The 22,664-nt window shown below is 67.0% G+C and carries 22 protein-coding genes; 11 read left to right on the top strand and 11 right to left on the bottom strand.

The window, feature by feature from the left end:
- Positions 1–43 precede the first annotated feature (43 nt).
- The 8 genes from sdhA to FGX59_RS14090 all read right to left on the bottom strand — a co-directional run bounded on the left by sdhA (position 44) and on the right by FGX59_RS14090 (position 6,211).
- Positions 44–1,846, bottom strand: coding sequence for a succinate dehydrogenase flavoprotein subunit (gene sdhA / locus FGX59_RS14125; protein ID WP_138467362.1), 1,803 nt, complete (start codon positions 1,844–1,846; stop codon positions 44–46).
- A 20-nt stretch (positions 1,847–1,866) separates the two neighbouring features.
- Entirely contained in the window at positions 1,867–2,238 is a 372-nt protein-coding gene (gene sdhD / locus FGX59_RS14120) for a succinate dehydrogenase, hydrophobic membrane anchor protein (RefSeq protein WP_138467360.1), read from the bottom strand.
- A gap of 13 nt (positions 2,239–2,251) precedes the next feature.
- Positions 2,252–2,641, bottom strand: coding sequence for a succinate dehydrogenase, cytochrome b556 subunit (gene sdhC, locus FGX59_RS14115; protein ID WP_138467358.1), 390 nt, complete (start codon positions 2,639–2,641; stop codon positions 2,252–2,254).
- A gap of 242 nt (positions 2,642–2,883) precedes the next feature.
- Positions 2,884–3,402: a hypothetical protein gene (locus FGX59_RS14110; RefSeq protein ID WP_138467357.1), complete on the bottom strand. Its 519-nt coding sequence runs from the start codon at positions 3,400–3,402 to the stop codon at positions 2,884–2,886.
- Positions 3,403–3,514: 112 nt separating this feature from the next.
- Complete coding sequence (locus FGX59_RS14105) at positions 3,515–4,552, bottom strand: MaoC family dehydratase (protein WP_138467355.1); 1,038 nt, start codon at positions 4,550–4,552, stop codon at positions 3,515–3,517.
- Positions 4,553–4,574: 22 nt separating this feature from the next.
- The gene (locus tag FGX59_RS14100; RefSeq protein WP_138467353.1) at positions 4,575–4,778 is read right to left on the bottom strand and encodes a DUF1737 domain-containing protein; all 204 of its coding nucleotides are present in this window, start codon (positions 4,776–4,778) and stop codon (positions 4,575–4,577) included.
- Between the two features lie 3 nt (positions 4,779–4,781).
- Positions 4,782–5,330, bottom strand: a complete 549-nt coding sequence (locus tag FGX59_RS14095; protein ID WP_138467351.1) for an NnrU family protein — start codon at positions 5,328–5,330, stop codon at positions 4,782–4,784.
- The gene (locus FGX59_RS14090; protein ID WP_138467349.1) at positions 5,330–6,211 is read right to left on the bottom strand and encodes a CoA ester lyase; all 882 of its coding nucleotides are present in this window, start codon (positions 6,209–6,211) and stop codon (positions 5,330–5,332) included. Before FGX59_RS14090 ends, FGX59_RS14095 begins: the two co-directional genes overlap by 1 nt.
- Before the next feature lie 318 nt (positions 6,212–6,529).
- Here FGX59_RS14090 and FGX59_RS14085 point away from each other — a divergent pair, with 318 nt between their 5' ends.
- On the top strand, positions 6,530–6,841 hold the full coding sequence (locus FGX59_RS14085; RefSeq protein WP_138467348.1) for a hypothetical protein: 312 nt from the start codon (positions 6,530–6,532) through the stop codon (positions 6,839–6,841).
- Between the two features lie 4 nt (positions 6,842–6,845).
- On the opposite strand, the gene FGX59_RS14080 is transcribed toward FGX59_RS14085, so the two are convergent.
- A complete protein-coding gene (locus FGX59_RS14080; protein WP_138467346.1) occupies positions 6,846–7,610 on the bottom strand; it encodes a sulfite exporter TauE/SafE family protein in 765 nt (254 codons plus the stop codon).
- A gap of 122 nt (positions 7,611–7,732) precedes the next feature.
- Here FGX59_RS14080 and mdh point away from each other — a divergent pair, with 122 nt between their 5' ends.
- The gene (gene mdh, locus FGX59_RS14075; protein WP_138467344.1) at positions 7,733–8,695 is read left to right on the top strand and encodes a malate dehydrogenase; all 963 of its coding nucleotides are present in this window, start codon (positions 7,733–7,735) and stop codon (positions 8,693–8,695) included.
- A 126-nt stretch (positions 8,696–8,821) separates the two neighbouring features.
- Here the strand turns inward: mdh and FGX59_RS14070 are convergent, their stop codons facing one another.
- Positions 8,822–9,910, bottom strand: coding sequence for a hypothetical protein (locus FGX59_RS14070; protein ID WP_138467342.1), 1,089 nt, complete (start codon positions 9,908–9,910; stop codon positions 8,822–8,824).
- Positions 9,911–10,190: 280 nt separating this feature from the next.
- Between FGX59_RS14070 and sucC the strand changes: the two genes are divergently transcribed.
- The 9 genes from sucC to lpdA all read left to right on the top strand — a co-directional run bounded on the left by sucC (position 10,191) and on the right by lpdA (position 21,018).
- Positions 10,191–11,384: an ADP-forming succinate--CoA ligase subunit beta gene (sucC, locus tag FGX59_RS14065; RefSeq protein WP_138467340.1), complete on the top strand. Its 1,194-nt coding sequence runs from the start codon at positions 10,191–10,193 to the stop codon at positions 11,382–11,384.
- A 34-nt stretch (positions 11,385–11,418) separates the two neighbouring features.
- Positions 11,419–12,303: a succinate--CoA ligase subunit alpha gene (gene sucD / locus FGX59_RS14060; RefSeq protein WP_138467338.1), complete on the top strand. Its 885-nt coding sequence runs from the start codon at positions 11,419–11,421 to the stop codon at positions 12,301–12,303.
- Between the two features lie 302 nt (positions 12,304–12,605).
- A complete protein-coding gene (locus FGX59_RS14055; protein ID WP_138467335.1) occupies positions 12,606–15,569 on the top strand; it encodes a 2-oxoglutarate dehydrogenase E1 component in 2,964 nt (987 codons plus the stop codon).
- Positions 15,570–15,573: 4 nt separating this feature from the next.
- Positions 15,574–17,067 carry a 2-oxoglutarate dehydrogenase complex dihydrolipoyllysine-residue succinyltransferase gene (gene odhB, locus FGX59_RS14050; protein ID WP_138467334.1) on the top strand — a complete coding sequence of 498 codons (1,494 nt, stop codon included), beginning with the start codon at positions 15,574–15,576 and terminating at the stop codon, positions 17,065–17,067.
- A gap of 153 nt (positions 17,068–17,220) precedes the next feature.
- Positions 17,221–17,586 (top strand): STAS/SEC14 domain-containing protein, encoded by a 366-nt coding sequence (locus FGX59_RS14045; RefSeq protein ID WP_138467332.1) that lies wholly within the window; start codon positions 17,221–17,223, stop codon positions 17,584–17,586.
- Between the two features lie 386 nt (positions 17,587–17,972).
- Positions 17,973–18,566, top strand: a complete 594-nt coding sequence (locus FGX59_RS14040; protein ID WP_138467330.1) for an outer membrane protein — start codon at positions 17,973–17,975, stop codon at positions 18,564–18,566.
- Between the two features lie 215 nt (positions 18,567–18,781).
- Positions 18,782–19,051, top strand: coding sequence for a hypothetical protein (locus FGX59_RS14035; RefSeq protein ID WP_138467328.1), 270 nt, complete (start codon positions 18,782–18,784; stop codon positions 19,049–19,051).
- Between the two features lie 95 nt (positions 19,052–19,146).
- On the top strand, positions 19,147–19,545 hold the full coding sequence (locus FGX59_RS14030) for an MAPEG family protein (protein WP_138467327.1): 399 nt from the start codon (positions 19,147–19,149) through the stop codon (positions 19,543–19,545).
- An 84-nt stretch (positions 19,546–19,629) separates the two neighbouring features.
- The gene (lpdA, locus tag FGX59_RS14025; RefSeq protein ID WP_138467325.1) at positions 19,630–21,018 is read left to right on the top strand and encodes a dihydrolipoyl dehydrogenase; all 1,389 of its coding nucleotides are present in this window, start codon (positions 19,630–19,632) and stop codon (positions 21,016–21,018) included.
- 133 nt (positions 21,019–21,151) lie between these two features.
- Here lpdA and FGX59_RS14020 read toward each other — a convergent pair whose 3' ends face one another.
- The gene (locus FGX59_RS14020; protein WP_138467323.1) at positions 21,152–22,348 is read right to left on the bottom strand and encodes an MFS transporter; all 1,197 of its coding nucleotides are present in this window, start codon (positions 22,346–22,348) and stop codon (positions 21,152–21,154) included.
- Positions 22,349–22,664: the final 316 nt, after the last annotated feature.

The raw sequence follows: 22,664 nt of genomic DNA, 5'->3' as shown, positions 1-22,664 counted from the left end.
GGCGCGGCACGGCGTGCCACGGGCAGGAGAGGAAGCCGCGGCATCAGAAGGTCCGGGCTTTCGGCGCGATGCGCTTCAGGCTGATGCCGCCCTCGTCCTCGTTGGTCAGCGGATCGACGATGACCGGACGGTAGCTGAGATCGACCGCGGTGCCCTCGACGCGCATGATCGAGTGGACGCGCCACTTCTCGTCGTCGCGATCCGGGTAGTCCTCGTGCGCATGCGCGCCGCGGCTCTCGTGGCGGGCCTCGGCGCCCACGATCGTGGCCAGCGCGTTCGGCATCAGGTTGGTCAGCTCCAGCGTCTCCATCAGGTCGGAGTTCCAGACCAGCGACGTGTCGGTGACATGCAGGTCCGAGAGCTTGCCGGCGATGGCGGTCATCTTCTCGACGCCGTCCTTCAGCGAGTCCGAGGCGCGGAACACGGCCGCGTCGGCCTGCATCGTGCGCTGCATCTCGAGGCGCAGCTCGGCCGTCGGCGTGCCGCCCTGGGCGTAGCGCAGCCCGTCGAACCGGTCGAAGGCCTTGTCGATTTCCGACACCGGCGCCTTCGGGATCGCGGCGCCGCGGTCGACGGTTTCGCCGGCGCGGATGGCCGCGGCCCGGCCGAAGACCACGAGGTCGATCAGCGAGTTGGAGCCGAGGCGGTTCGCCCCGTGCACCGAGGCGCAGCCCGCTTCGCCCACGGCCATCAGGCCCGGAACGACGGCGGTCGGGTTCTCGGCAGTCGGGTTCAGCACTTCGCCCCAGTAGTTGGTGGGGATGCCGCCCATGTTGTAGTGGACCGTCGGCAGGACCGGGATCGGCTCCTTGTTGACGTCCACGCCCGCGAAGATCTTGGCGCTTTCCGAGATGCCCGGCAGGCGCTCGGCCAGGGTCTCCGGCGGCAGGTGGTTGAGGTGCAGGAAGATGTGGTCGCCATGCTCGCCCACGCCGCGGCCCTCGCGGATTTCCATGGTCATCGAGCGGCTGACATAGTCGCGCGGCGCCAGGTCCTTGTAGGTCGGCGCATAGCGCTCCATGAAGCGCTCCCCTTCCGAGTTGGTCAGGTAGCCGCCCTCGCCGCGGGCGCCCTCGGTGATCAGGCAGCCCGAGCCGTAGATGCCGGTCGGGTGGAACTGCACGAATTCCATGTCCTGCAGCGCCAGGCCCGCGCGCGCCACCATGCCGCCGCCGTCGCCGGTGCAGGTATGGGCGGAGGTCGCCGAGAAGTAGGCGCGGCCGTAGCCGCCGGTGGCCAGCACGACCATCTTGGCGTTGAAGACATGCATCGTGCCGTCATCGAGCTTCCAGCACAGCACGCCCTTGCAGGCGCCGTCCTCCATCAGGAGGTCGATGGCGAAGTACTCGATGTAGAATTCCGCGTTGTTCTTCAGCGACTGGCCGTAGAGCGTGTGCAGGATGGCGTGGCCGGTGCGGTCGGCCGCGGCGCAGGTGCGCTGCACGGGCGGGCCTTCGCCGAATTCGGTGGTGTGGCCGCCGAAGGGACGCTGGTAGATCTTGCCTTCCTCGGTCCGCGAGAAGGGCACGCCGTAATGCTCCAGCTCGTAGACCGCCGCGGGCGCCGAGCGCGCCAGGTATTCCATCGCGTCGGTGTCGCCGAGCCAGTCCGACCCCTTGACGGTGTCGTACATGTGCCACTGCCAGTTGTCCGGACCCATGTTCGACAGCGAGGCGGCGATGCCGCCCTGGGCCGCGACCGTGTGCGAGCGGGTCGGGAAAACCTTCGAGATGCAGGCGGTCTTCAGCCCCTGCTCGGCCATGCCGAGGGTCGCGCGGAGACCTGCCCCGCCGGCGCCGACCACCACGACGTCGTAGTCGTGGGATTCGTATTCGTAGGAAGCCATTGTCTTCGTATGCTCCGTCTTCAGAGGGCCAGGCGCGCGAGCGCGAACAGCCCGCAGCCGATCGCGAAGTAGGACACGCAGGTGACGGCGATGACCAGCCACTCGCGGACCATGCCGTGGGTGTAGTCTTCGAGAACCATGCGCATGCCGCGGATGAAATGCAGGAAGCCGACGGTGATCATCAGCCCGGCGATCACCGCGGGGAAAGGCTTCGCGAAATAGGCGACAACCTCTTCGTAGGGCTTGCCCAGCTGCGGCCCGAAGGTGAAGAGGAAGAGCGGCGTCAGGATCAGGAGCGCGTAGGAGCTCACGGTCATGCGCCAGAAATTCTCGGTCCCGGTCTTGGCGGAGCCCATGCCGACGGCGCGCTTGCGGTCCGTGTAGAATGCCATTGCTCGGGTCTCCTTACACGACAAGGGCGGTGAAGAGGGTCAGCACCACCGACCCGACGATGACGATCTTGCCCAGAAGCTGCGCTTCCTTCAGGTCGAGGCACTTGCCCGCGTCCCAGATCAGGTGGCGCACGCCGGCCAGCGCGTGGTACCACAGCGCCCAGACCGACAGGAACATGACGAGGTCGCCCAGGTAGCTGGTGACGATCCAGTCGACCATGCCGAAATATTCCGGCCCGGACGCGGCAGCGAGCAGCCACCAGACGCAGAGCAGTGCGCCGACGATCAGCCCGACGCCCGCGGCACGGTTGAGGATCGACGTGACGGAGCCGATCTGCGGTCGGTAGTACTGTCCCAGCATGAAAGGAGAAAGCGGCCGGTTGCCCCGGTTCACATCAGCCATGGGTTACCCTCTCGGAAGTTCGCCTTTGGTCGTTGACTTCGGTCTTAGCACCTTTTGCCGTGTTGTCATCCGGCCCGCCATCCCAAAACCGCGATCTTTTGGCGCAATCAGCGCTAACGGAACCCCTTTGTGATCACACGATCCGCGTGTGTGATCACAAAATCAACCTTGAGCAAAATGGTAAGGATCGCAGGCCGCCGCGGCGGCGCGGATTGAGTCGCTCCGGACCGCCGGATCGCCCCTCAGAAGCCCGAACAGCGCCACCGGAAACGGGAGGTCCCGGCATCTGGCTGGCTGACGAGCAGCAGCCGGCAGGTCTCTCCGCCGTCTTCGACCTCGAGGAACTCGCCGACCACCATGTCATGCTCCTGCCCGTTCAGCATCACTTTCGACATGGAATAGACATTTGCGACCTGCTTGACCGAAAGCGGAATGGTCGCGCCCGAAGGAAGAGGCAGATCCAGAGCGTGCTGGAGCTCGAGGTCGAAGAGCCGTCCTTCCGGGATGACGGCCAGAGCCAGGCCGAGCTGCGCGCCGAGGGGGGCTAGCCGCTCGGCGAGCAGCTGCAGCTCTTCGCTCGATGCGCTGGAAATGGCGTCGGGATGATCGCGCATGAACGACTCGATCGACATCGCCGTCGCCAGAAGATCGTCCATGCCATTGACAGTGACCGGCGTGCTCATCTGCCAGACGCCGATTCCGATTGCGGCAGCTATGCCCGCTATTCCGATGGCCGCGCCCGCGACTTCCGACTTGCTCATGGCTCCCCCCAGATTTCCCGGGCCGAGCGTAGCAGCCATTTACCCCACGTCCAGTCGGGTTTCCCCTAGGGCGGAATCGCCGCAGGCGCCGCCTTGCGGGCGGCGCCCGGGATCAGAGCGGCATCAGCGCCCAGTAGTCGAGATCGAGGAGCACGTCGGGGAGGTACTTGCCGTCCTCGCCCTTGAGGCTGCCCGCCTCTGCGCCCGACTTGACCGCCACCAGCCGCAGACGGATCGCGCCGACGCCCGGCGCCCTGGTCTCCGCCTTGTCGAGCACCTCGGACCAGGCGCGCACGGTCAGGCCCGAGAAGGCCGGGTTGGCATGGGCGCCGCCATTGAGCCCGACGATCATCTGCGCATTCGCCAGCCCGTTGAAGCTGAGCGCGCGGGCGAGGCTGATGATGTGCCCGCCATAGATCAGCCGCTGGCCGTCGGGGCGGAAAGTGGCGTCGAAATGCACCTTGGCCGTGTTCTGCCACAGCCGCGTGGCCATCATGTGCTCGGCCTCTTCCAGCGTCACGCCGTCGACATGGTCGATGATCTCGCCGATCTCGTAATCCGCCATCCGGTGCGGCTCGCCCGCCAGCGTGAAGTCGTAGCCGGTGAAGTCGAGCCCCTCGGGGATCACCAGCGTCGCCGGGTCGATCACCGCGTCGAGTTCGGGGATCACCGTCTCGGGCGCGGGCGCGGCGGGGTCGTTCTTGCGCACCATCACCCAGCGGACATAGTCCATCACCAGCTCGCCGTGCTGGTTCAGCCCGCGGGTGCGGACATAGACGACGCCCGACTTGCCGTTCGAGTTCTGCTTCAGCCCGATCACCTCGGAGCTGGAGCGCAGCGTGTCCCCCGGCCAGACCGGCAGCCGCCAGCGCCCCTCGGCATAGCCCAGATTGGCCACCGCGTTCAGCGACACGTCGGGCACGGTCTTGCCGAAGACCACATGGAAGGCGATCAGGTCGTCGAGCGGGCTGAAGGGCAGCCCGCAGGACTGCGCGAAGGCGTCCGAGGAATAGAGTGCGTGCCGCGCCGGGTAGAGCGCATGATAGAGTGCCCGCTCGCCCATCTTGACGGTGCGCGGCACCGCATGGTCGATCACCTGGCCGATGGCGTAGTCCTCGAAGAACCGGCCCGGATTGGTCTTTGCTGCCATCACTGCTCCCCCGATGGTGCTGCTATTGCTGTCCCAGTTTCATGTCCGGCGAATAGGGCGCGTCGATCTCCTTGGTGACCGCCTGTCCGCAGCGCATCACGCCGTTCGAGGCGTCGAAGGCGTATTGCGGATCGCCATGGAGCTCCCAGCCCTTGGACAGGGCCTCGCTCACCTTGTGGCAGAAGGCCGAGGTGTCATCCTCGGTCAGGAAACGGTAGATTTTCATGTCTCATCCCATCGGATAGTGGCCGGTCCAGACATGCACCGCCACGGCGGCGGCATAGAAGACGATCCCGGCAACGACCGCCTTCAGGTCGCCTCTCCGGTCTTCCTCGGGCTTTGTCCAGACGGGTTCGCTGCGGTTGATGACGATCACCTCCGCCACGGCCCAGCCGAGCATGCCGCCGAAGAGCAGGATCGAGGCGAGGTCGCCATTGACCAGAAGATGCGCCACCGCCCAGGTCTTGACCGCCGTCAGCATCGGATGGCGGATGCGCCGCGCCAGCCCGCCCTTGGCCGGGCCGACCATCAAGAGGAACGCCGCCAGCAGCATCAGCGTGTTGTTGATATGGGTCATCAGCGCCGGGGGCGTCCAGACCGCGACATAGGGCGTCGCGCGGTAGCCGAAGATCATCAGCAGCAGCGCCGCCAGCAGCGCCGCCGCGACGATCCCCTGCCCCGGCTTGCCCAGGGCGGCGCGCTTTTCGGGACAGACCCGCTTGAACAGATGCGCCGCGATCCACAGCGCGATCCCGGCGAGAAGGACGATCCAGGACATCAGGCGACGCCCTCTTCGAGCTTGGCGATGGCCGCGGCCTTGGCGAGCGTCTGCTTGGCGGTGACGATATGCAGGTTCTCGACGATCTTGCCGTCGACGATGGCGATGCCCAGCCCCTTGGCCTCGGCCTCTTCATAGGCGGCGATCTGGCGCTGCGCGAGGTCGATATCGGCGGCCGAGGGCGCATAGGCCTCGTTGGCGGCGTCGATCTGCGCCGGGTGGATCAGCGTCTTGCCGTCGAAGCCCATGTCGCGGCCCTGCGCGCATTCCGCCTTGAAGCCCTCCTCGTCCTTGAAAGCGTTGTAGACGCCGTCGACGATGGTGATTCCGGCCGCCCGCGCCGCCAGCAGGCAGAGCTGCAGCGAGGTCAGCAGCGGTTCGCGGTCTGCCCGGAATCTGGTCATCAGTTCCTTGGCGAGGTCATTCGTGCCCATCACGAATCCGCCCATCCGCGGCGCCTCGGCGATCTCGGCGGCCTTCAGGATGCCGCGCGGCGTTTCCATCATCGCCCAGATGCGGGTTTCCTCGCAGCCCGGCGTCGCGTCGAGCACGGCGGCCGCCTTCTCGATCGTGGCGACGCTTTCGACCTTCGGGATCAGGATCGCATCGGGGGCGACCGCGGCCATGGCCGCCAGGTCATCCTCGCCCCATTCGGTGTCGAAGCCGTTGATCCGGCATATCTTTACCCGGGCGCCATAGCCCCCGGCCTTCAGCGTCTCCGCAAGGAGGCTGCGGGCATTGACCTTCTCTTCGACCGCCACGGCATCCTCGAGATCGAAGATGATGGCGTCGATGGCTAGCGTCCTGGCTTTCTCCAGCGCCCGCTCCTTGGAGCCGGGGATATAGAGAACGGAGCGATAGGGGCGTGCGCGTTGATCCATGATTCTTTCCTCCACGGGCCTCGTTTTGTACTTATATTGCGCGGGGCGAAACCCGCTCGCGGCCACTTGCCGCATCGCGGAAAGTCGGGGTCCACCGTGACACTTTCATGTAGGAAGCTGGCCCGGATGCGCATCGGGATAACCGGATCTTCGGTCCCGCCGCCCAAGATGCCGCCGACCGCCGGCCGGAAAGGCGCAAGCGGTGATCCGCATGACGCCCGGATACGACTAGCAACCGGGGGCCGTGCCCCTGCCGCCAGGACCGCAGCACGCTCAGGTCCGCCCGGCAGGCCCGGCTCCTCTTGAGAGGACGTAGCGATGAAGACGACCCTGACAAGCCTCTGCCTGGCGCTCCTGGCCACGGGCGCGCTCGCCGAGGAGGGACAGCCGAGGAACTGTGCCGACCGCGACGACGTGCTCCAGCGGCTGTCGAAGAGCTATGGCGAGACCCGGCAGAGCATCGGGATCGGCGCCAACAACTCGCTGGTGGAGGTCTTCGCCTCCGACGAGACCGGCACCTGGACGATCACCGTGACCATGCCCGACGGCATGACCTGCCTGATCGCCTCCGGCCAGGCCTATGAAAAGCTGATCCACGACAAGCTGCTGCAGCCCGGCGACGACGCCTGAGGGATCAGGCCAGCCCGTCGAGGACCAGCTTGCCCCCGGCCAGCGCCAGCAGGACATAGGTGGCGGCGAAGAAGGCGCGCTCGGGCAGGCGCCGCGCGCCCCAGAGCCCCAGCTGCACGCCGATCAGCGCGAAGGGCAGCATCCACAGGATCAGCGGCACCGCCCCGCCCTTGTAGAAGCCGAGCGCGGCATAGACCGGCAGCTTCATCAGGTTGATCGCCCAGAAGATCAGCACGGTGGTGGCGAGAAACTCGGTCTTGGGCAGCTTCAGCCCCAGCAGGTAGACCAGCACCGGAGGCCCGCCCGAATGCGACACGAAGCTGGTGAAGCCCGCGACCGCCCCGGCAAGCCAGGCCGCGCGCGGCGGCATCGGCCGCTCGGGCAGCACCAGCCAGCCCGCCATCCGCGCCCCCTGCCAGGCGGCGAAGGCAAGCGCCAGGCCGCCGATCGCGATGCGGAACACGTCCGGGTCGGTGGCCGAATGCAGCGCCGCGCCCGCCGCGATTCCGGCCGTCGAGGCCGCGATCAGCCGCCAGGCCGCCGCGCTGTTCCATTTGCGCCAGTAGGCCCGCACCGCCGCCACGTCGACTGCCATCAAAACAGGCAGCATTGCCCCGATTGCGACCGAAGGATCGAGAACCATCGCCAGCATCGGCGTCGCCACAGCTGCGACGCCGGAGCCGAATCCGGCCTTCGACGCCCCCGCCGTGAGCGCTGCCAGCGCCGCCACGGCCAGAACAAGTCCCCCGTAATCAAGGAGTTCCGTCATTCCGCCCCTCTGCATTCGCGCCGTCTGCTGCGCTTCCTCTTGCCGCGCAGACCCGTCTTGCACGGAAATGACTTAGCGACTAGGCAATCGGCAATATTCGTCAAGGACTGGAGAGGATCACCATGGCCAGACCCAAGATCGCCCTGATCGGCGCCGGACAAATCGGCGGCACGCTCGCCCATCTCGTCGCGCTGAAGGAGCTGGGCGATGTCGTCATGTTCGACATCACCGACGGCATCCCGCAGGGCAAGGCGCTCGACATCGCCGAATCCGGTCCGTCCGAAGGCTTCGACGCCGCCATGACCGGCACCACCGACTATGCCGATATCGCAGGCGCCGATGTCTGCATCGTCACCGCCGGCGTGCCGCGCAAGCCGGGCATGTCCCGCGACGACCTGCTGGGCATCAACCTGAAGGTCATGAAATCCGTCGGCGAGGGCATCGCCGCCCATGCGCCCGACGCGTTCGTCATCTGCATCACCAACCCGCTCGACGCGATGGTCTGGGCGCTGCAGAAATTCTCGGGCCTGCCCGCGAACAAGGTCTGCGGCATGGCCGGCGTGCTCGACTCCGCGCGCTTCCGCCACTTCCTGTCGCTGGAATTCAACGTCTCCATGAAAGACGTCACCGCCTTCGTTCTGGGCGGCCATGGCGACACCATGGTGCCGCTGTCGCGCTACTCCACCGTCGCGGGCATCCCGCTGCCGGATCTGGTCGAGATGGGCTGGACCACGCAGGAGAAGCTCGACGCGATCATCCAGCGCACCCGTGACGGCGGCGCCGAGATCGTCGGCCTGCTGAAGACCGGCTCCGCCTACTACGCGCCGGCCACCTCGGCGATCGAAATGGCCGAAGCCTACCTGAAGGACCAGAAGCGCCTTCTGCCCTGCGCCGCGCATTGCACCGGCGAGTTCGGCCTCGACGGCATGTATGTCGGCGTGCCGACCATCATCGGCGCCGGCGGGATCGAGCGGATCGTCGACATCAAGCTCGACAAGGACGAGAAGGTCATGTTCGACAATTCCGTCAACGCCGTGAAGGGCCTGATGGAAGCCTGCAAGGGCATCGACGGCTCGCTGGCCTGATCCGTCCCGGTCCTGCGCGCCGGCGCGGGACCGGTCGCTGCCGATGCGTCCCCCGGGGGCGCATCCTTCCGGCGCCCGACGCGCCGCCCCCTCCCCCCGACAGTCCCGTGATGGTCCCGCCCGCGCTCAGGCGCCGGGCAGATGGCGCGCGAAGAGCGCCGCGAGCTCCGGATCCGCCTGGCGCGGCCGCTCCGGCGCCGGGCCGCGGTTCCAGCCGGTCGTGGCATCATGGCAGTGGAGCAGCTCGAACTCCCGGTCGGGCGGCAGGCGCCGGGTCAGCCGGGGCGCCAGCTTGTGCACCTCCCACCCGCCGCGCGACAGCAGACCGCCGGGCGTCGCGCACCATTTCAGATGGCAGGGCGCGGGCGGCAGGGCCCGGCAGGCATGGGCCCTCTGCGGCGCGGGCCAGGGCGCGCCCGCGGGCGGATGCACCCATTCGCCGCCCAGCTTCACCGCCCCCAGAGGCCGCGCGGCCGCCGCATCGAAGACCGACGCGCCCGACCGGCTGCGCAGCATTTCGTCCACGTCGAGATTGAGCACCGCCCGCGCCCGCGCCAGCACTGTCTGCCGCGCCAGGTTCAGGCAGGCGCCCTGCAGGAAATGCGACACCTGCCCCTGCCAGCGCGGCAGCTGCGGCCCGTAGGGAAAGGGCGCCTCGAAGACCGCCACCGCGCGGATCCCCGGCAGCTCTGCCAGATGCGCCCCCAGCGCCGCCGGATCGTAGCGGGTGCTGCCATTGTCGAAGAGCATCACCGCATCGGCGCCATGGACGCTCGCGTGGAAGCGCACCCAGTCGTCGATCCAGCCGGGATCGTTGTCACGGCTCATGGTTAGCAGCACGTTGCGCCCGGCGAAGGCGCCGCTGGTATCCGGGCGCACCGGCAGCTCCCGTTCCGCCCCGCCGATCCGCAGCCGGAGCGGCGCGCCGGAGCCCGGGATCCGCACCGCCTCGGAACTGGCGAAAATGCGGCGGCGCGGGCGCCCCGGAAGCGCGGCACGCAGGAGCGGCCAGAGATTGAAGAGCCGCGGACAGCTCAGCACCACCCCCTGCCCGCCCGGCAGCAGCCCGGCATCGTAGACGAGGCTCGCCGCGTCATAGGCACCGGCATAGCCCGCGGGCTGCCGCGCCTCCGGCCAGACCGGATCGCGCCCGGTGGCCCCCTCGGGAAGGACCAGCCCGGAGAGCCGGTGATGATGCAGGCCGGGCGCGCTCATGCCCCCTTCCAAGATGCCGCAGCGCAGCGACCGCGGTTCCGGGGCAGCCGGGTGATTCGGCCTGTCCGGCTGTTAGCGCCGGAGGTCATCGGCAGGGCTTTGCCGGTCCCGCATGCCTGTCCAGCAACCAGCGCCAATTTGTGATCACAGCTTTCGGGCGTGTGATCACAAAACCGATTTTTTTCCCTGAACGCCGCCGGTGCGGCAGATTTTCGGTTCAAAGGATGCCCTGCCCGGTGTTTAGACGGAACTACAACTTGCACAAGACGGGACAGCTTTCATGAACATTCATGAATACCAGGCGAAAGCCCTTCTCCGCGACTACGGCGCTCCGGTGTCGGACGGTCGCATCGTACTGAAAGCGGAGGAGGCGAAGACCGCCGCAGGTGAACTCGAAGGCCCGCTCTGGGTCGTCAAGGCCCAGATCCATGCCGGCGGCCGCGGCAAGGGTCACTTCAAGGAAGCCTCCGCAGGCGAGAAGGGCGGCGTGCGCCTGGCCAAATCGGTGGAGGAAGCCGCAGAGGAAGCCCAGAAGATGCTGGGCCGCACCCTCGTCACCCACCAGACCGGCCCGGCCGGCAAGCAGGTCAACCGCGTCTACATCGAAGCCGGCTCCGGCATCGAGACCGAGCTGTACCTGGCGCTGCTGGTGGACCGCGTGACCTCGCGCATCTCCTTCGTCTGCTCCACCGAGGGCGGCATGGACATCGAGGAAGTCGCAGCCTCCACCCCCGAGAAGATCCTGTCCTTCTCCGTCGATCCCGCGACCGGCTACCAGCCGTATCACGGCCGCCGCATCGCCTTCTCGCTGGGCCTCAAGGGCGCCCAGGTCAAGCAGTGCGTCGCGCTGATGGGCAAGCTCTACCAGGCCTTCGTCGAGAAGGACATGGAGATGCTGGAGATCAACCCGCTGATCGTGGCCGAAGGCGGCGACCTGAAGGTGCTCGACGCGAAGCTCGGCTTCGACGGCAACGCCCTCTACCGCCACCAGGACATCATGTCCCTGCGCGACGAGACCGAGGAAGACGCCAAGGAACTGGCCGCTTCCAAGTACGACCTGAACTACATCGCGCTCGACGGCGAAATCGGCTGCATGGTCAACGGCGCGGGCCTGGCCATGGCGACGATGGACATCATCAAGCTCTACGGCGCAGAGCCTGCCAACTTCCTCGACGTGGGCGGCGGCGCGACGAAAGAGAAAGTGACCGAAGCCTTCAAGATCATCACCTCGGACCCGAACGTGAAGGGCATCCTGGTGAACATCTTCGGCGGCATCATGCGCTGCGACGTGATCGCGGAAGGCGTGCTGGCAGCCGTGAAGGAAGTCGGCCTGCAGGTTCCGCTGGTCGTCCGTCTCGAAGGCACGAACGTCGAGAAGGGCAAGGAAATCATCGCGAATTCCGGCATGAACGTGATCGCGGCCGACAACCTGTCCGACGGCGCCGAGAAGATCGTGAAGGCCGTCAAAGGCTGACCCCCTAGCAGAATTCTAGTAAGGAGAACGCCACATGGCTGTCCTCGTTGACGAAAACACCAAGGTCATCTGCCAGGGCATCACCGGCTCGCAGGGCACCTTCCACTCCGAGCAGGCCATCGCCTACGGCACCAAGATGGTCGGCGGCGTGACCCCGGGCAAGGGTGGCACCACCCACCTGGACCTGCCGGTCTTCAACTCCGTGCACGAAGCCAAGCACGTGACCGAAGCCAACGCGTCGGTCATCTACGTGCCGCCGCCCTTCGCCGCGGACTCGATTCTCGAGGCGATCGACGCCGAGATGGAGCTGATCATCTGCATCACCGAGGGGATCCCGGTCCTCGACATGATGAAGGTGAAGCGCGCCCTGATCGACTCCAAGTCGCGCCTGATCGGCCCGAACTGCCCGGGCGTCATCACCCCGGACGCGTGCAAGATCGGCATCATGCCCGGCCACATCCACAAGCGCGGCCGCGTCGGCGTCGTGTCCCGTTCGGGCACGCTGACCTACGAAGCCGTGAAGCAGACCACCGATCTGGGCCTCGGCCAGTCCTCGGCCGTCGGCATCGGCGGCGACCCGATCAAGGGCACCGAGCATATCGACGTGCTCGAGATGTTCCTCGCCGATGACGAGACCGACGCGATCATCATGATCGGCGAAATCGGCGGCTCGGCGGAAGAGGACGCAGCGCAGTTCCTCGCCGACGAGAAGAAGAAGGGCCGCTGGAAGCCGACCGCGGGCTTCATCGCCGGCCGCACGGCGCCTCCGGGCCGCCGCATGGGCCATGCAGGCGCCATCGTCGCCGGCGGCAAGGGCGGTGCCGAGGACAAGATCGCCGCGATGGAAGCGGCCGGCATCGTCGTCGCAGACAGCCCCGCCACCCTTGGCGAGGCCGTCCTGAAGGCGATGGGCAAGTAATTTCGGCAGGCGCGCGGGAAACCGCGCGCCCCACCCAACCCCGGCAGGCGCCAGTCTGTCTTTGTTTACGCCCCTGAGGCACTTTCGCACCCAATGGGACCAGGAAACGCGATCAGAGCCCGTGACTTGCAGCCGGACGCCGCCTTGGCGCTCCGGCCGCGCGGGTTCTGCTGGCATTTCCGCAGATGCCGGGTGCTGACATCTGCATCTCCGCACCTACCTAGCACCAAGGCGTTCCGGTCAGTCCCTGCCCGGCGCCGCCGGAACCACTTCACCGGGATCCAACCCCTAGAGGCACAGCCATGACCGAAATGAGCAAGAACGACATATTCCATGCCTCCAGCTTTCTGCAGGGCCAGAATGCGGAGTATATCGAACAGCTCTACGCGATGTACGCCAGCGACCCGGCGAGCGTGGACGCCGCATGGGCCGATTTCTTCGCCACCCTGGGGGATGCCGAGACCGACGTGACGGCAGAGGCCAAGGGTGCCTCCTGGGCGCGCATGGACTGGCCGCCGACGCCGAATGACGACCTGACCCAGGCGCTGGACGGCCAATGGGCCGCCCCGGCCGCAGAAGTGAAGGCCGCCGGCGACAAGATCAAGTCGAAGGCCGCCGAGAAGGGCGTCTCGGTCTCCGACGAGGCGGTCAAGCGCGCCGTGCTCGACTCCGTGCGCGCGCTGATGATCATCCGCGCCTACCGGATCCGCGGCCATCTGGTGGCCGATCTCGACCCGCTGAACATGCGCGAGACCACGCCGCATCCCGAGCTCGACCCGAAATCCTACGGCTTCACCGAGGCCGACATGGACCGGCCGATCTTCATCGACCAGGTGCTGGGCCTGCAGCTGGCGACGATGCGCCAGATCATGGCGATCGTGAAGCGCACCTATTGCGGCACCTTCGCGCTGCAGTACATGCACATCTCCGATCCCGAGCAGGCCGGCTGGCTGAAGGAGCGGATCGAGGGCTTCGACAAGGAAATCACCTTCACCCGCGAAGGCCGCCGGGCGATCCTGAACAAGCTGGTGGAAGCCGAGGGCTTCGAGAAGTTCCTGCACGTCAAGTACATGGGCACCAAGCGCTTCGGCCTCGACGGCGGCGAAGCGCTGATCCCGGCGATGGAGCAGATCATCAAGCGCGGCGGCAACCTGGGCGTCAAGGAGATCGTCATCGGCATGCCGCACCGCGGCCGCCTGAACATCCTGGCGAACGTGATGCAGAAGCCCTACAAGGCGATCTTCAACGAATTCCAGGGCGGCAGCTTCAAGCCCGAGGATGTCGACGGCTCCGGCGACGTGAAATACCACCTCGGCGCCTCCTCCGACCGCGAATTCGACGGCAACAGCGTGCACCTGTCGCTGACCGCCAACCCCTCGCATCTCGAGGCGGTGAACCCGGTCGTCCTGGGCAAGGCCCGCGCCAAGCAGGACCAGTTCAAGGATCCCGAGCGCCGCGCGGTCATCCCGGTGCTGCTCCATGGCGACGCCGCCTTCGCGGGCCAGGGCATCGTGGCGGAATGCTTCGCGCTCTCGGGCCTGCGCGGCCACCGCACCGGCGGCACGATCCATATCGTGGTGAACAACCAGATCGGCTTCACCACCGCGCCGCATTTCTCGCGCTCCTCGCCCTACCCGACCGACAACGCGCTGGTCGTCGAGGCGCCGATCTTCCACGTCAATGGCGACGATCCCGAGGCCGTGGTGCATGCCGCCAAGGTCGCGACCGAATTCCGCCAGCGCTTCGGCAAGGATGTCGTGCTCGACATCTTCTGCTACCGCCGCTTCGGGCACAACGAGGGCGATGAACCGATGTTCACGCAGCCCGAGATGTACACCAAGATCAAGCGCCACAAGACCACGCTGCAGCTCTATACCGACCGCCTGGTCAAGGACGGGCTGATCCCCGAGGGCGAGATCGAGGACATGAAGGCGCAGTTCCAGGCGCTGATGAACGAAGAGTTCGAGGCCGGCAAGGAATTCAAGCCGAACAAGGCCGACTGGCTGGACGGCCGCTGGGCCAACCTCGACAAGGAAGGCCAAGAATACCAGCGCGGCCAGACCGGCATCAAGACCGAGACCTTCCACGAGATCGGCCGCGCGCTGACCCAGATCCCGGATGCGGTGCACACCCACAAGACCATCGGCCGGTTCGTTAATGCCCGCGCCGAGATGTTCGAAACCGGCACCGGCTTCGACTGGGCGACGGCTGAGGCCCTGGCCTTCGGCTCGCTGCAGACCGAGGGCTATCCGGTCCGCCTGTCGGGCCAGGACTGCACGCGCGGCACCTTCTCGCAGCGCCATTCCGGCCTCGTCGACCAGAAGACCGAAGAGCGCTACTACCCGCTGAACCACATCCGCGAGGGCCAGGCGCATTACGAGGTGATCGACTCGGCGCTCAGCGAATACGCGGTGCTGGGCTTCGAATACGGCTACTCGCTGGCGGAACCGAACGCGCTCGTCCTGTGGGAAGGCCAGTTCGGCGACTTCGCCAACGGCGCGCAGATCATGTTCGACCAGTTCATCTCCTCGGGCGAACGCAAGTGGCTGCGCATGTCGGGCCTGACCGTCCTTCTGCCGCACGGCTTCGAGGGCCAGGGCCCCGAGCACAGCTCGGCCCGGCTGGAGCGCTTCCTGCAGATGTCGGCGGAAGACAACTGGATCGTGGCGAACTGCTCGACCCCGGCGAACTACTTCCACATCCTGCGCCGCCAGCTGCACCGCAACTTCCGCAAGCCGCTGATCCTGATGACGCCGAAATCGCTTCTGCGCCACAAGCTCTGCGTCTCCGAGCTGAAGGACTTCACCGAGGGCTCCAGCTTCCACCGGGTGCTGAAGGACCATGCGGATATCGGCGAGCATCCCGCCAGCCTGGCGCCCGACGAGCAGATCAAGCGCGTGGTGATGTGCTCGGGCAAGGTCTACTACGACCTGCTCGAAGAGCGCGACGCGCGCGGCATCAACGATGTCTACCTGCTGCGCGTCGAGCAGTTCTATCCGTTCCCGGCCATGAGCCTGGTCGACGAGCTGCAGCGCTTCAGGGGCGCCGAGATGATCTGGTGCCAGGAAGAGCCCAAGAACCAGGGCGCCTGGACCTTCATCGAGCCTAATATCGAATGGGTGCTCGAGAAGATCGGCGCCACCCACAAGCGGCCCCGCTATGTCGGACGCGCCGCCTCGGCCTCGCCGGCGACCGGCCTGGCCAGCCAGCACAAAGCACAGCAGAACGCGCTCGTGAACGAAGCGCTTACGACCGAAGGGAACTAAGAGTATGTCGACCGAAGTCCGTGTCCCCACGCTCGGGGAAAGCGTCACCGAGGCCACCGTCGCCACCTGGTTCAAGAAGCCCGGCGACACCGTGGCGGTGGACGAGATGCTGTGCGAGCTGGAAACCGACAAGGTGACCGTGGAGGTCCCCTCGCCCGCCGCAGGCACCCTGGCCGAGATCGTGGCGAATGAAGGCGACACCGTCGGCGTCGACGCGCTCCTGGCGTCGATCTCCGAAGGCGCCGGCGAGGCCGCTCCGGCAGCCGCCCCGGCCGCTCCGGCGGCAGAAGCCCCGGCAGCTTCCGGCGGCGAGAGCATCGACGTGATGGTCCCGACCCTGGGCGAGTCCGTCTCCGAGGCGACCGTCTCGACCTGGTTCAAGCAGGTCGGCGATACCGTCGCGCAGGACGAGATGCTGTGCGAGCTGGAAACCGACAAGGTCTCCGTCGAGGTTCCGTCGCCTGCCGCAGGCGTCCTGGCCGAGATCATCGCGCCGGAAGGCGCGACCGTCGACGCCTCCGCGAAGCTGGCCGTGCTGACCTCGGGCGGCGCCGCTCCGGCCGCCGCGCCGAAGGCGGAAGCTGCAGCTCCGGCCCCGGCCGCAGGCGGCAAGGATGTCGAGAACGCGCCCTCGGCCAACAAGCTGATGGCCGAGAAGGGCATCTCCCCGGCATCGGTCTCCGGCTCCGGCAAGGACGGCCGCATCATGAAGGGCGACGTGCTGAAGGCGATGACCGCGCCTGCCGCCGCTCCGTCGGCACCGGCCGCCCCGCGCGCGCCGAGCCCGGCCGAGGATGCCGCCCGCGAAGAGCGGGTGAAGATGACCAAGCTGCGCCAGACCATCGCGCGCCGCCTGAAGGACAGCCAGAACACCGCGGCCATGCTGACCACCTATAACGAGGTGGACATGTCGGCGGCGATGGACCTGCGCAAGGAGTACAAGGAGCTCTTCGAGAAGAAGCACGGCGCCCGGCTGGGCTTCATGTCCTTCTTCACCAAGGCCTGCGTGCACGCGCTGAAGGAAGTCCCGGAGGTCAACGCCGAGATCGACGGCACCGACGTGGTCTACAAGAACTACGTCCACATGGGCATCGCCGCGGGCACCCCGCAGGGCCTCGTCGTTCCGGTCATCCGCGACGCCGACCAGATGTCCTTCGCCGAGATCGAGAAGGCCATCGCCGACAAGGGCAAGCGCGCCCGCGACGGCAAGCTGTCCATGGCGGAAATGCAGGGCGGCACCTTCACCATCTCGAACGGCGGCGTCTACGGCTCGCTGATGTCGTCGCCGATCCTGAACCCCCCGCAGTCGGGCATCCTCGGCATGCACAAGATCCAGGACCGTCCGGTCGTCGTGAACGGCCAGATCGTCATCCGCCCGATGATGTACCTGGCGCTGAGCTACGACCACCGCATCGTCGACGGCAAGGGCGCCGTGACCTTCCTGGTCCGCGTCAAGGAAGCCCTCGAGGATCCGCGCCGCCTGCTGATGGATCTCTGATCCGCCGCCACGGCGATTGCACCAGATCGGAAGGCGCCCCCAGGGGCGCCTTTTCGCGTTCCGGGGGGCGGCAATGGCATTCGCGGGCCCGGCGTCCCATATCGGGGGCGAGGCTCCGGCCTTCCCGGGGCCGCCCGCAGGAGGCGGAAGACCATGATCACCCTCGGCTCGACCCCCGCTGACGACATCCTGGAGGTCCGGATCTCCGGCACCGTGACCGCCGGTGACTACGAGACCGTGCTGGTCCCCGCGGTCGAGGCCGCGCTGGAGGCGCGCGAGCGGCTCCGGCTGCTGGCCGTCTTCGACGGCGATTTCCGGCACTACACCGCAGGCGCGATGGCCGAGGATGCGCGGCTGGGCCTGCGCCACTGGCACGGGTTCGGCAAGGTCGCCGTCGTCGCAGGCAACCTGTGGTTGAAAACCGCCATCGCCCTCTTCGCGCCGGTCATGCCCTGCCCGATCCGGGTCTTCCCGGTCGGCACCGAGTCGGAAGCTAGGGACTGGCTGAGGGCGGAATGAGTCGGCGGAGCTGGCCGGGACAGGACCGGTGCTGGAACACAATCGGCAAGAATTAGCCGGTTTCTGGGCAAATTTCGTCAAGACGGGACTTCCGCCGACGGGAAAGCCCGTGATCGGCGTTCCGGACGGCGTGCCGGAGGCCGTCCGAATTTTTTCAAATCTGCCAGTATATTGCCCAGCAGAGGACAAGTTGGCGGCAAGTAGCTCATCGCGGGGAAATCATGAAAACGTTACTAATTGATGACAATCGCGCAACACACTGATCAACTCGCTCCGTCCCCAGTTCCTTTCGTCCCATTCGGGATTATTTTTGCTTTCGAGCCGCACGCGGACCGCTCACGGAAAACAGTCCGCCTCTTGAGAAGAGAAACTTAAGGAGTACTCACATGCGTGCAGTCTATGCCCTCGCCACGGCCTCCGTCCTCGGCCTTTCCGCTTCGCCGATGCTGGCAGGCGCCCTTGAAGAGCCCGTCGTTGCGCCCGATCCCGTTCCGGTCGCACCGATCGTGCCCGCCAGCCTCTGGGAAGGCTTCTATGCCGGTGCCCAGCTCGGTGGCGGCTGGTTCGATGCAGACGGCGACGTCCTCGACACCGATGACAACGACGCTGTCGGCGGTCTCCATGCCGGTTGGCAGGGCGTGACCCAGAACCGCCTGGTCTACGGCGCCGAAGTCGACGCCAACGCGACCGGCCTGGAATTCGACGGCCACGACCTCGACAGCCTGAGCCACATCAAGGCCAAGCTGGGCTACGACCTCGGCCGGTCGATGGTCTACGCAACTGCCGGTGGCGCCTATGGCGAAGCCAGCGACGGCCTGGGCGCCTCCTGGGGCTACAGCGGCGGCGTCGGCTACGACTACATGATGACCGATGCCCTGTCCCTCGGTGGCGAAATCCAGTACCAGAAAATGGACGATTTCAACGACGACACCGAGATCGACGGCACCACGGCCGCCATCAAGGTCTCGTACCACTTCTGATCCGCAGCTTTCTGACGGATCGCAGAAGGGGCATCGCGCAAGCGGTGCCCCTTTTCTCATGGCGCTGAAACCGCAGGCAGCGTCGCCCGGATCTGCCGCAAGGTCATGCTGCAGTGCCGCAAAGCTTTCGCAAGTTTAACGATCAGGCCGCGCCGTTCGCCGCGCAGTGATAGCATCCGTGACAGGGAGGACCGGTCCGGATCAGGAGCCATCACATGCGCCACTGCGTGCCCCTCTCGCTGCCTTTCATCCTCGCGGCCGGTGTCGCCTCTGCCGCCTGCAGCGACGGCGGCGCAGGCGCCGCCTATGCGCTGGGAGAGCGGCTCGCCCGCCAGGGGGTCGATGCCCGCCCCGCCGACGAGGTCGCCCCCGTCTTCGCCACCTGCTTTGTCATCGGCTACCGCGAGGGACAGCTGCAGCGCCTGCTGGGCGGCCAGCCCAATCCGCCGCGCGCGCCGCTGCCCCAGCGCCCGAGGACCGGCTGAGCGTCGCCGCCGGCTGAGGTATCGGGCCGCGATGCCTTGCCGGAATCGCCTCCGGGGATTAGGTGCTGCCCGAAAGCTGCCGATGGAGCCGCTCCGTGAGCCCTGAACTGACCGCCCTTGTCCTCGCCGCGCTCCTGCAATGCGTCCATCTCGCCCTTCTCGCCATCGCCGCCAATCTGGAGCTCGGCCCCCGCCAAACGCTGGGTCCGCGCGATGACGGTCCGCTGGGCGACCGCGTCAGCCGCGGCACGGCCCGCCTCGCCCGCGCGCTGCAGAACCATTTCGAGGGGCTGATCCTCTTCGCCATCGCCGTCGCCGCCGTCACCCTGGCCGGAAAGTCCGGGACCCTGACCGCCGCCTGCGCCTGGATCTACCTCGCTGCGCGCATTCTCTACGTGCCGGCCTACTATTTCGGCCTTGTACCGTGGCGTTCCTGCATCTGGTCGGCAGGATGGTTTGCCACGGTTGTCATGCTGCTGGCCGTGCTCTTATGACATCTGTAAACCCGGTGGCGCCTGCAGTTTGTGGACTGTAGTATACCGAAACGCCACGCCCCAATGTTTCGCCAGGAGGAAAGAATGGCAGACTATGATGTGATCGTGATCGGCGCCGGACCCGGCGGCTATGTATGTGCGATCCGCTGCGCCCAGCTGGGCCTGAAGACCGCTTGCGTCGAAGGCCGCGAGACCCTCGGCGGCACCTGCCTGAACATCGGCTGCATCCCCTCCAAGGCCCTGCTCCATGCATCGCACGAAGTGCACGAGATGCACGAGAACTTCGCCAAGATGGGGATCAAGGCCGGCGAGCCCGAGATCGACTGGCCGCAGATGAAGGCCTACAAGGACGACGTCATCAAGTCGAACACGTCCGGCATCGAGTTCCTGTTCAAGAAGAACAAGATCGACTGGCTGAAGGGCTGGGGCTCTGTGCCCGCGGCCGGCCAGGTCAAGGTCGGCGACACGACCTATTCGGCGAAGACCATCATCATCGCCTCTGGCTCCGTGCCCGCCTCGCTGCCCGGCGTCGAGATCGACGAGAAGACCGTCGTGACCTCGACCGGCGCGCTGGAGCTCGAGACCCTGCCGAAGAAGATGGTCGTCATCGGCGCGGGCGTGATCGGGCTGGAGATGGGCTCGGTCTATAGCCGCCTGGGCGCCGAGGTCACCGTGGTCGAGTACCTGGACGCCATCACCCCCGGCGCCGATGCCGAGGTCGCGCGCCAGTTCCAGAAGCTGCTGTCGAAGCAGGGCTTCAACTTCGTGCTGGGCGCCGCGGTGCAGGGCACCGAGCTGACCGAGGGCGGTGCCAAGGTCACCTACAAGCTGAAGAAGGACGACAGCGAGCATTCGATCGAGGCCGATGTCGTTCTGGTCGCCACCGGCCGCAAGCCCTTCACCGACGGGCTGGGCCTGGCGGAGCTGGGCGTCGAGATGACCAAGCGCGGGCAGATCGCCACCGACGCGCACTGGCAGACCTCGGTGCCGGGCGTCTATGCCATCGGCGACGCGATCGAGGGCCCGATGCTGGCGCACAAGGCCGAGGACGAGGGCATGGCCGTCGCCGAGGTGGTCGCGGGCAAGCATGGCCACGTGAACTACGACGTCATCCCGGGCGTGATCTACACCTGGCCGGAGGTCGCGTCGGTCGGCAAGACCGAAGAGGCGCTGAAGGCCGAGGGCAAAGCCTACAAGGTCGGCAAGTTCTCCTTCATGGGCAATGGCCGCTCCAAGGCCGTCTTCGCCTCGGACGGCTTCGTCAAGATGCTGGTCGACAAGGAGACCGACCGGATCCTCGGCTGCCACATCATCGGCCCGTCGGCGGGCGAGCTGATCCACGAGATCTGCGTCGGCATGGAATTCGGCGCCGCGGCCCAGGACATCGCCCTGACCTGCCACGCGCACCCGACCTTCTCGGAAGCCGTGCGCGAAGCCGCGCTGGCCTGCGGCGACGGCCCGATCCACTCCTGATCGCGCCGCATCCCGGACATGCGAACGCCCGCCGGAAGGCGGGCGTTTTCGTGTCTGCGGTCCTGTTTCCGCGGAGGCCGGCGCCCCCTCACCCCGGCCCTCTCCCCCGCGGGGAGAGGGAGGGCGCCAGCGGTCAGGCCGGAACGGCGATCCCGCCGCCGGGCAGCTTGCCGCTGCGGGCATCGGCCCAGGCCAGGCCCAGCACTGCGATCCCGCCCAGGGCCAGCGCCGCGCCGACCCAGCCGGTTGCCGCCCAGCCATAGCCCGCCGCCAGCACCATGCCCGCCAGCAGCGGCCCGATCGCATTGGCGAAGTTGAAGGCCGCATGGTTCAGCGCCGCTGCCAGGTTCTGCCCATCCGCCGCCACGTCCATCAGCCGCATCTGCAGCGGGATCACCAGCCCGGCCGTGCAGCCAAGCACCAACAGGGAGACGGTCATCATCACCCAGTCGCCCATCGCCAGCGCGTAGGCCACCGGCGCCGCGGCCATGCCCAGGAGCAGCACCAGCGCCCCACCGAAGCGCGACCAGCTGGCCAGCCGTCCGGCCAGCTCGTTGCCGAAGGTCGCGCCGAGGCCGAAGCCCGACAGCGCCAGCGGAATCGCCCAGGACGGCGCCGACGCCGCGTCGATCATTGCCGCCGAGAAAAAGGAATAGACCGCGAAGACCCCGCCGAAGCCGACCGAGCCGACCAGCAGGGTCAGCCACATCGCCCGGCTCTTCAGCACGCCCAGCTCGCGCAGCGGGCTCGCCGCCGGATCGGCCGGCTCCACCGGGGCGACGCGCTTGATCATCAGCGCAGAGGCCGCCGCGAGAACCGTGACGATGACGAAGCACCAGCGCCAGCCGAAGCTCTGCCCGATTGCGCCCGCGGCCGGCACGCCAATCACGTTGGCGATGGTCAGCCCCATCAGCACCTTTGCCACGCCCTGCGCGCGCTTGCCCTTGGGAAGGATGTCCGCCGCGAAGAGCATCGCGATCCCCAGATAGGCGCCATGCGGCAGGCCCGACAGGAAGCGCGAGCCGATCAGCAGATCGGCGGAGGGCGCCAGCGCCGCCACGGCATTGGCCAGCGCGAAGAAGGCGATCAGCATCACCAGGAACAGCTTGCGCGGCAGCCGCGCCCCCAGCACGGCCAGGACCGGCGCACCGACCACAACGCCGAAGGCATAGCCCGAGACGGCATGCCCGGCGACCGGCTCGGAAATGCCGAGGTCGCTTGCGTAATAGGGCAGAAGCCCCATCGTGGCGAATTCGGATACGCCGATGGCAAAGGCACCGAGGGCGAGCGCAAGGATGGTCCGGCGGACCTGGGCGTCCGGATAGGTCATGGGAAATCCCAACTGAGTCACTGGTTATTTCGGGAACGCATCGCGGAAGAGACCCCGGCCATGCCGGAGGCTCCGCTGCAATGCGGCATGACCAAGCCATCACGAATGCGCCGTTAGCGCAATCGACGTTTTTGCAAAGGTGCCTTTCCGCAAATGCATGAGACGCCGCCAGCGCCGGGCAAGCGGACTCCACGTGAGAACAAAAGGGGAATATACTGGCCCGCATGGCGGTCGAACTCTGCATCACCTCGAATTTCACCTTCCTCTGCGGCGCGAGCCATCCGGAGGAATACATGGAGCAGGCCGCCGAGGCCGG

Origin of the sequence: Poseidonocella sp. HB161398, assembly GCF_005870025.1 — a bacterium.
Lineage (GTDB): Bacteria > Pseudomonadota > Alphaproteobacteria > Rhodobacterales > Rhodobacteraceae > Mangrovicoccus.
The sequence above is the reverse complement of the archived record's forward strand: the minus strand, read 5'-3'. Positions and strand labels throughout refer to the sequence as shown.

What these genes read in the sequence shown, in the direction of transcription:
- sdhA (WP_138467362.1), bottom strand. Translation starts at nt 1,846, where the DNA reads ATGGCTTCCTACGAATACGAATCCCACGACTACGACGTCGTGGTGGTC.
- sdhD (WP_138467360.1), bottom strand. Translation starts at nt 2,238, where the DNA reads ATGGCATTCTACACGGACCGCAAGCGCGCCGTCGGCATGGGCTCCGCC.
- sdhC (WP_138467358.1), bottom strand. Translation starts at nt 2,641, where the DNA reads ATGGCTGATGTGAACCGGGGCAACCGGCCGCTTTCTCCTTTCATGCTG.
- FGX59_RS14110 (WP_138467357.1), bottom strand. Translation starts at nt 3,402, where the DNA reads ATGAGCAAGTCGGAAGTCGCGGGCGCGGCCATCGGAATAGCGGGCATA.
- FGX59_RS14105 (WP_138467355.1), bottom strand. Translation starts at nt 4,552, where the DNA reads ATGGCAGCAAAGACCAATCCGGGCCGGTTCTTCGAGGACTACGCCATC.
- FGX59_RS14100 (WP_138467353.1), bottom strand. Translation starts at nt 4,778, where the DNA reads ATGAAAATCTACCGTTTCCTGACCGAGGATGACACCTCGGCCTTCTGC.
- FGX59_RS14095 (WP_138467351.1), bottom strand. Translation starts at nt 5,330, where the DNA reads ATGTCCTGGATCGTCCTTCTCGCCGGGATCGCGCTGTGGATCGCGGCG.
- FGX59_RS14090 (WP_138467349.1), bottom strand. Translation starts at nt 6,211, where the DNA reads ATGGATCAACGCGCACGCCCCTATCGCTCCGTTCTCTATATCCCCGGC.
- FGX59_RS14085 (WP_138467348.1), top strand. Translation starts at nt 6,530, where the DNA reads ATGAAGACGACCCTGACAAGCCTCTGCCTGGCGCTCCTGGCCACGGGC.
- FGX59_RS14080 (WP_138467346.1), bottom strand. Translation starts at nt 7,610, where the DNA reads ATGACGGAACTCCTTGATTACGGGGGACTTGTTCTGGCCGTGGCGGCG.
- mdh (WP_138467344.1), top strand. Translation starts at nt 7,733, where the DNA reads ATGGCCAGACCCAAGATCGCCCTGATCGGCGCCGGACAAATCGGCGGC.
- FGX59_RS14070 (WP_138467342.1), bottom strand. Translation starts at nt 9,910, where the DNA reads ATGAGCGCGCCCGGCCTGCATCATCACCGGCTCTCCGGGCTGGTCCTT.
- sucC (WP_138467340.1), top strand. Translation starts at nt 10,191, where the DNA reads ATGAACATTCATGAATACCAGGCGAAAGCCCTTCTCCGCGACTACGGC.
- sucD (WP_138467338.1), top strand. Translation starts at nt 11,419, where the DNA reads ATGGCTGTCCTCGTTGACGAAAACACCAAGGTCATCTGCCAGGGCATC.
- FGX59_RS14055 (WP_138467335.1), top strand. Translation starts at nt 12,606, where the DNA reads ATGACCGAAATGAGCAAGAACGACATATTCCATGCCTCCAGCTTTCTG.
- odhB (WP_138467334.1), top strand. Translation starts at nt 15,574, where the DNA reads ATGTCGACCGAAGTCCGTGTCCCCACGCTCGGGGAAAGCGTCACCGAG.
- FGX59_RS14045 (WP_138467332.1), top strand. Translation starts at nt 17,221, where the DNA reads ATGATCACCCTCGGCTCGACCCCCGCTGACGACATCCTGGAGGTCCGG.
- FGX59_RS14040 (WP_138467330.1), top strand. Translation starts at nt 17,973, where the DNA reads ATGCGTGCAGTCTATGCCCTCGCCACGGCCTCCGTCCTCGGCCTTTCC.
- FGX59_RS14035 (WP_138467328.1), top strand. Translation starts at nt 18,782, where the DNA reads ATGCGCCACTGCGTGCCCCTCTCGCTGCCTTTCATCCTCGCGGCCGGT.
- lpdA (WP_138467325.1), top strand. Translation starts at nt 19,630, where the DNA reads ATGGCAGACTATGATGTGATCGTGATCGGCGCCGGACCCGGCGGCTAT.
- FGX59_RS14020 (WP_138467323.1), bottom strand. Translation starts at nt 22,348, where the DNA reads ATGACCTATCCGGACGCCCAGGTCCGCCGGACCATCCTTGCGCTCGCC.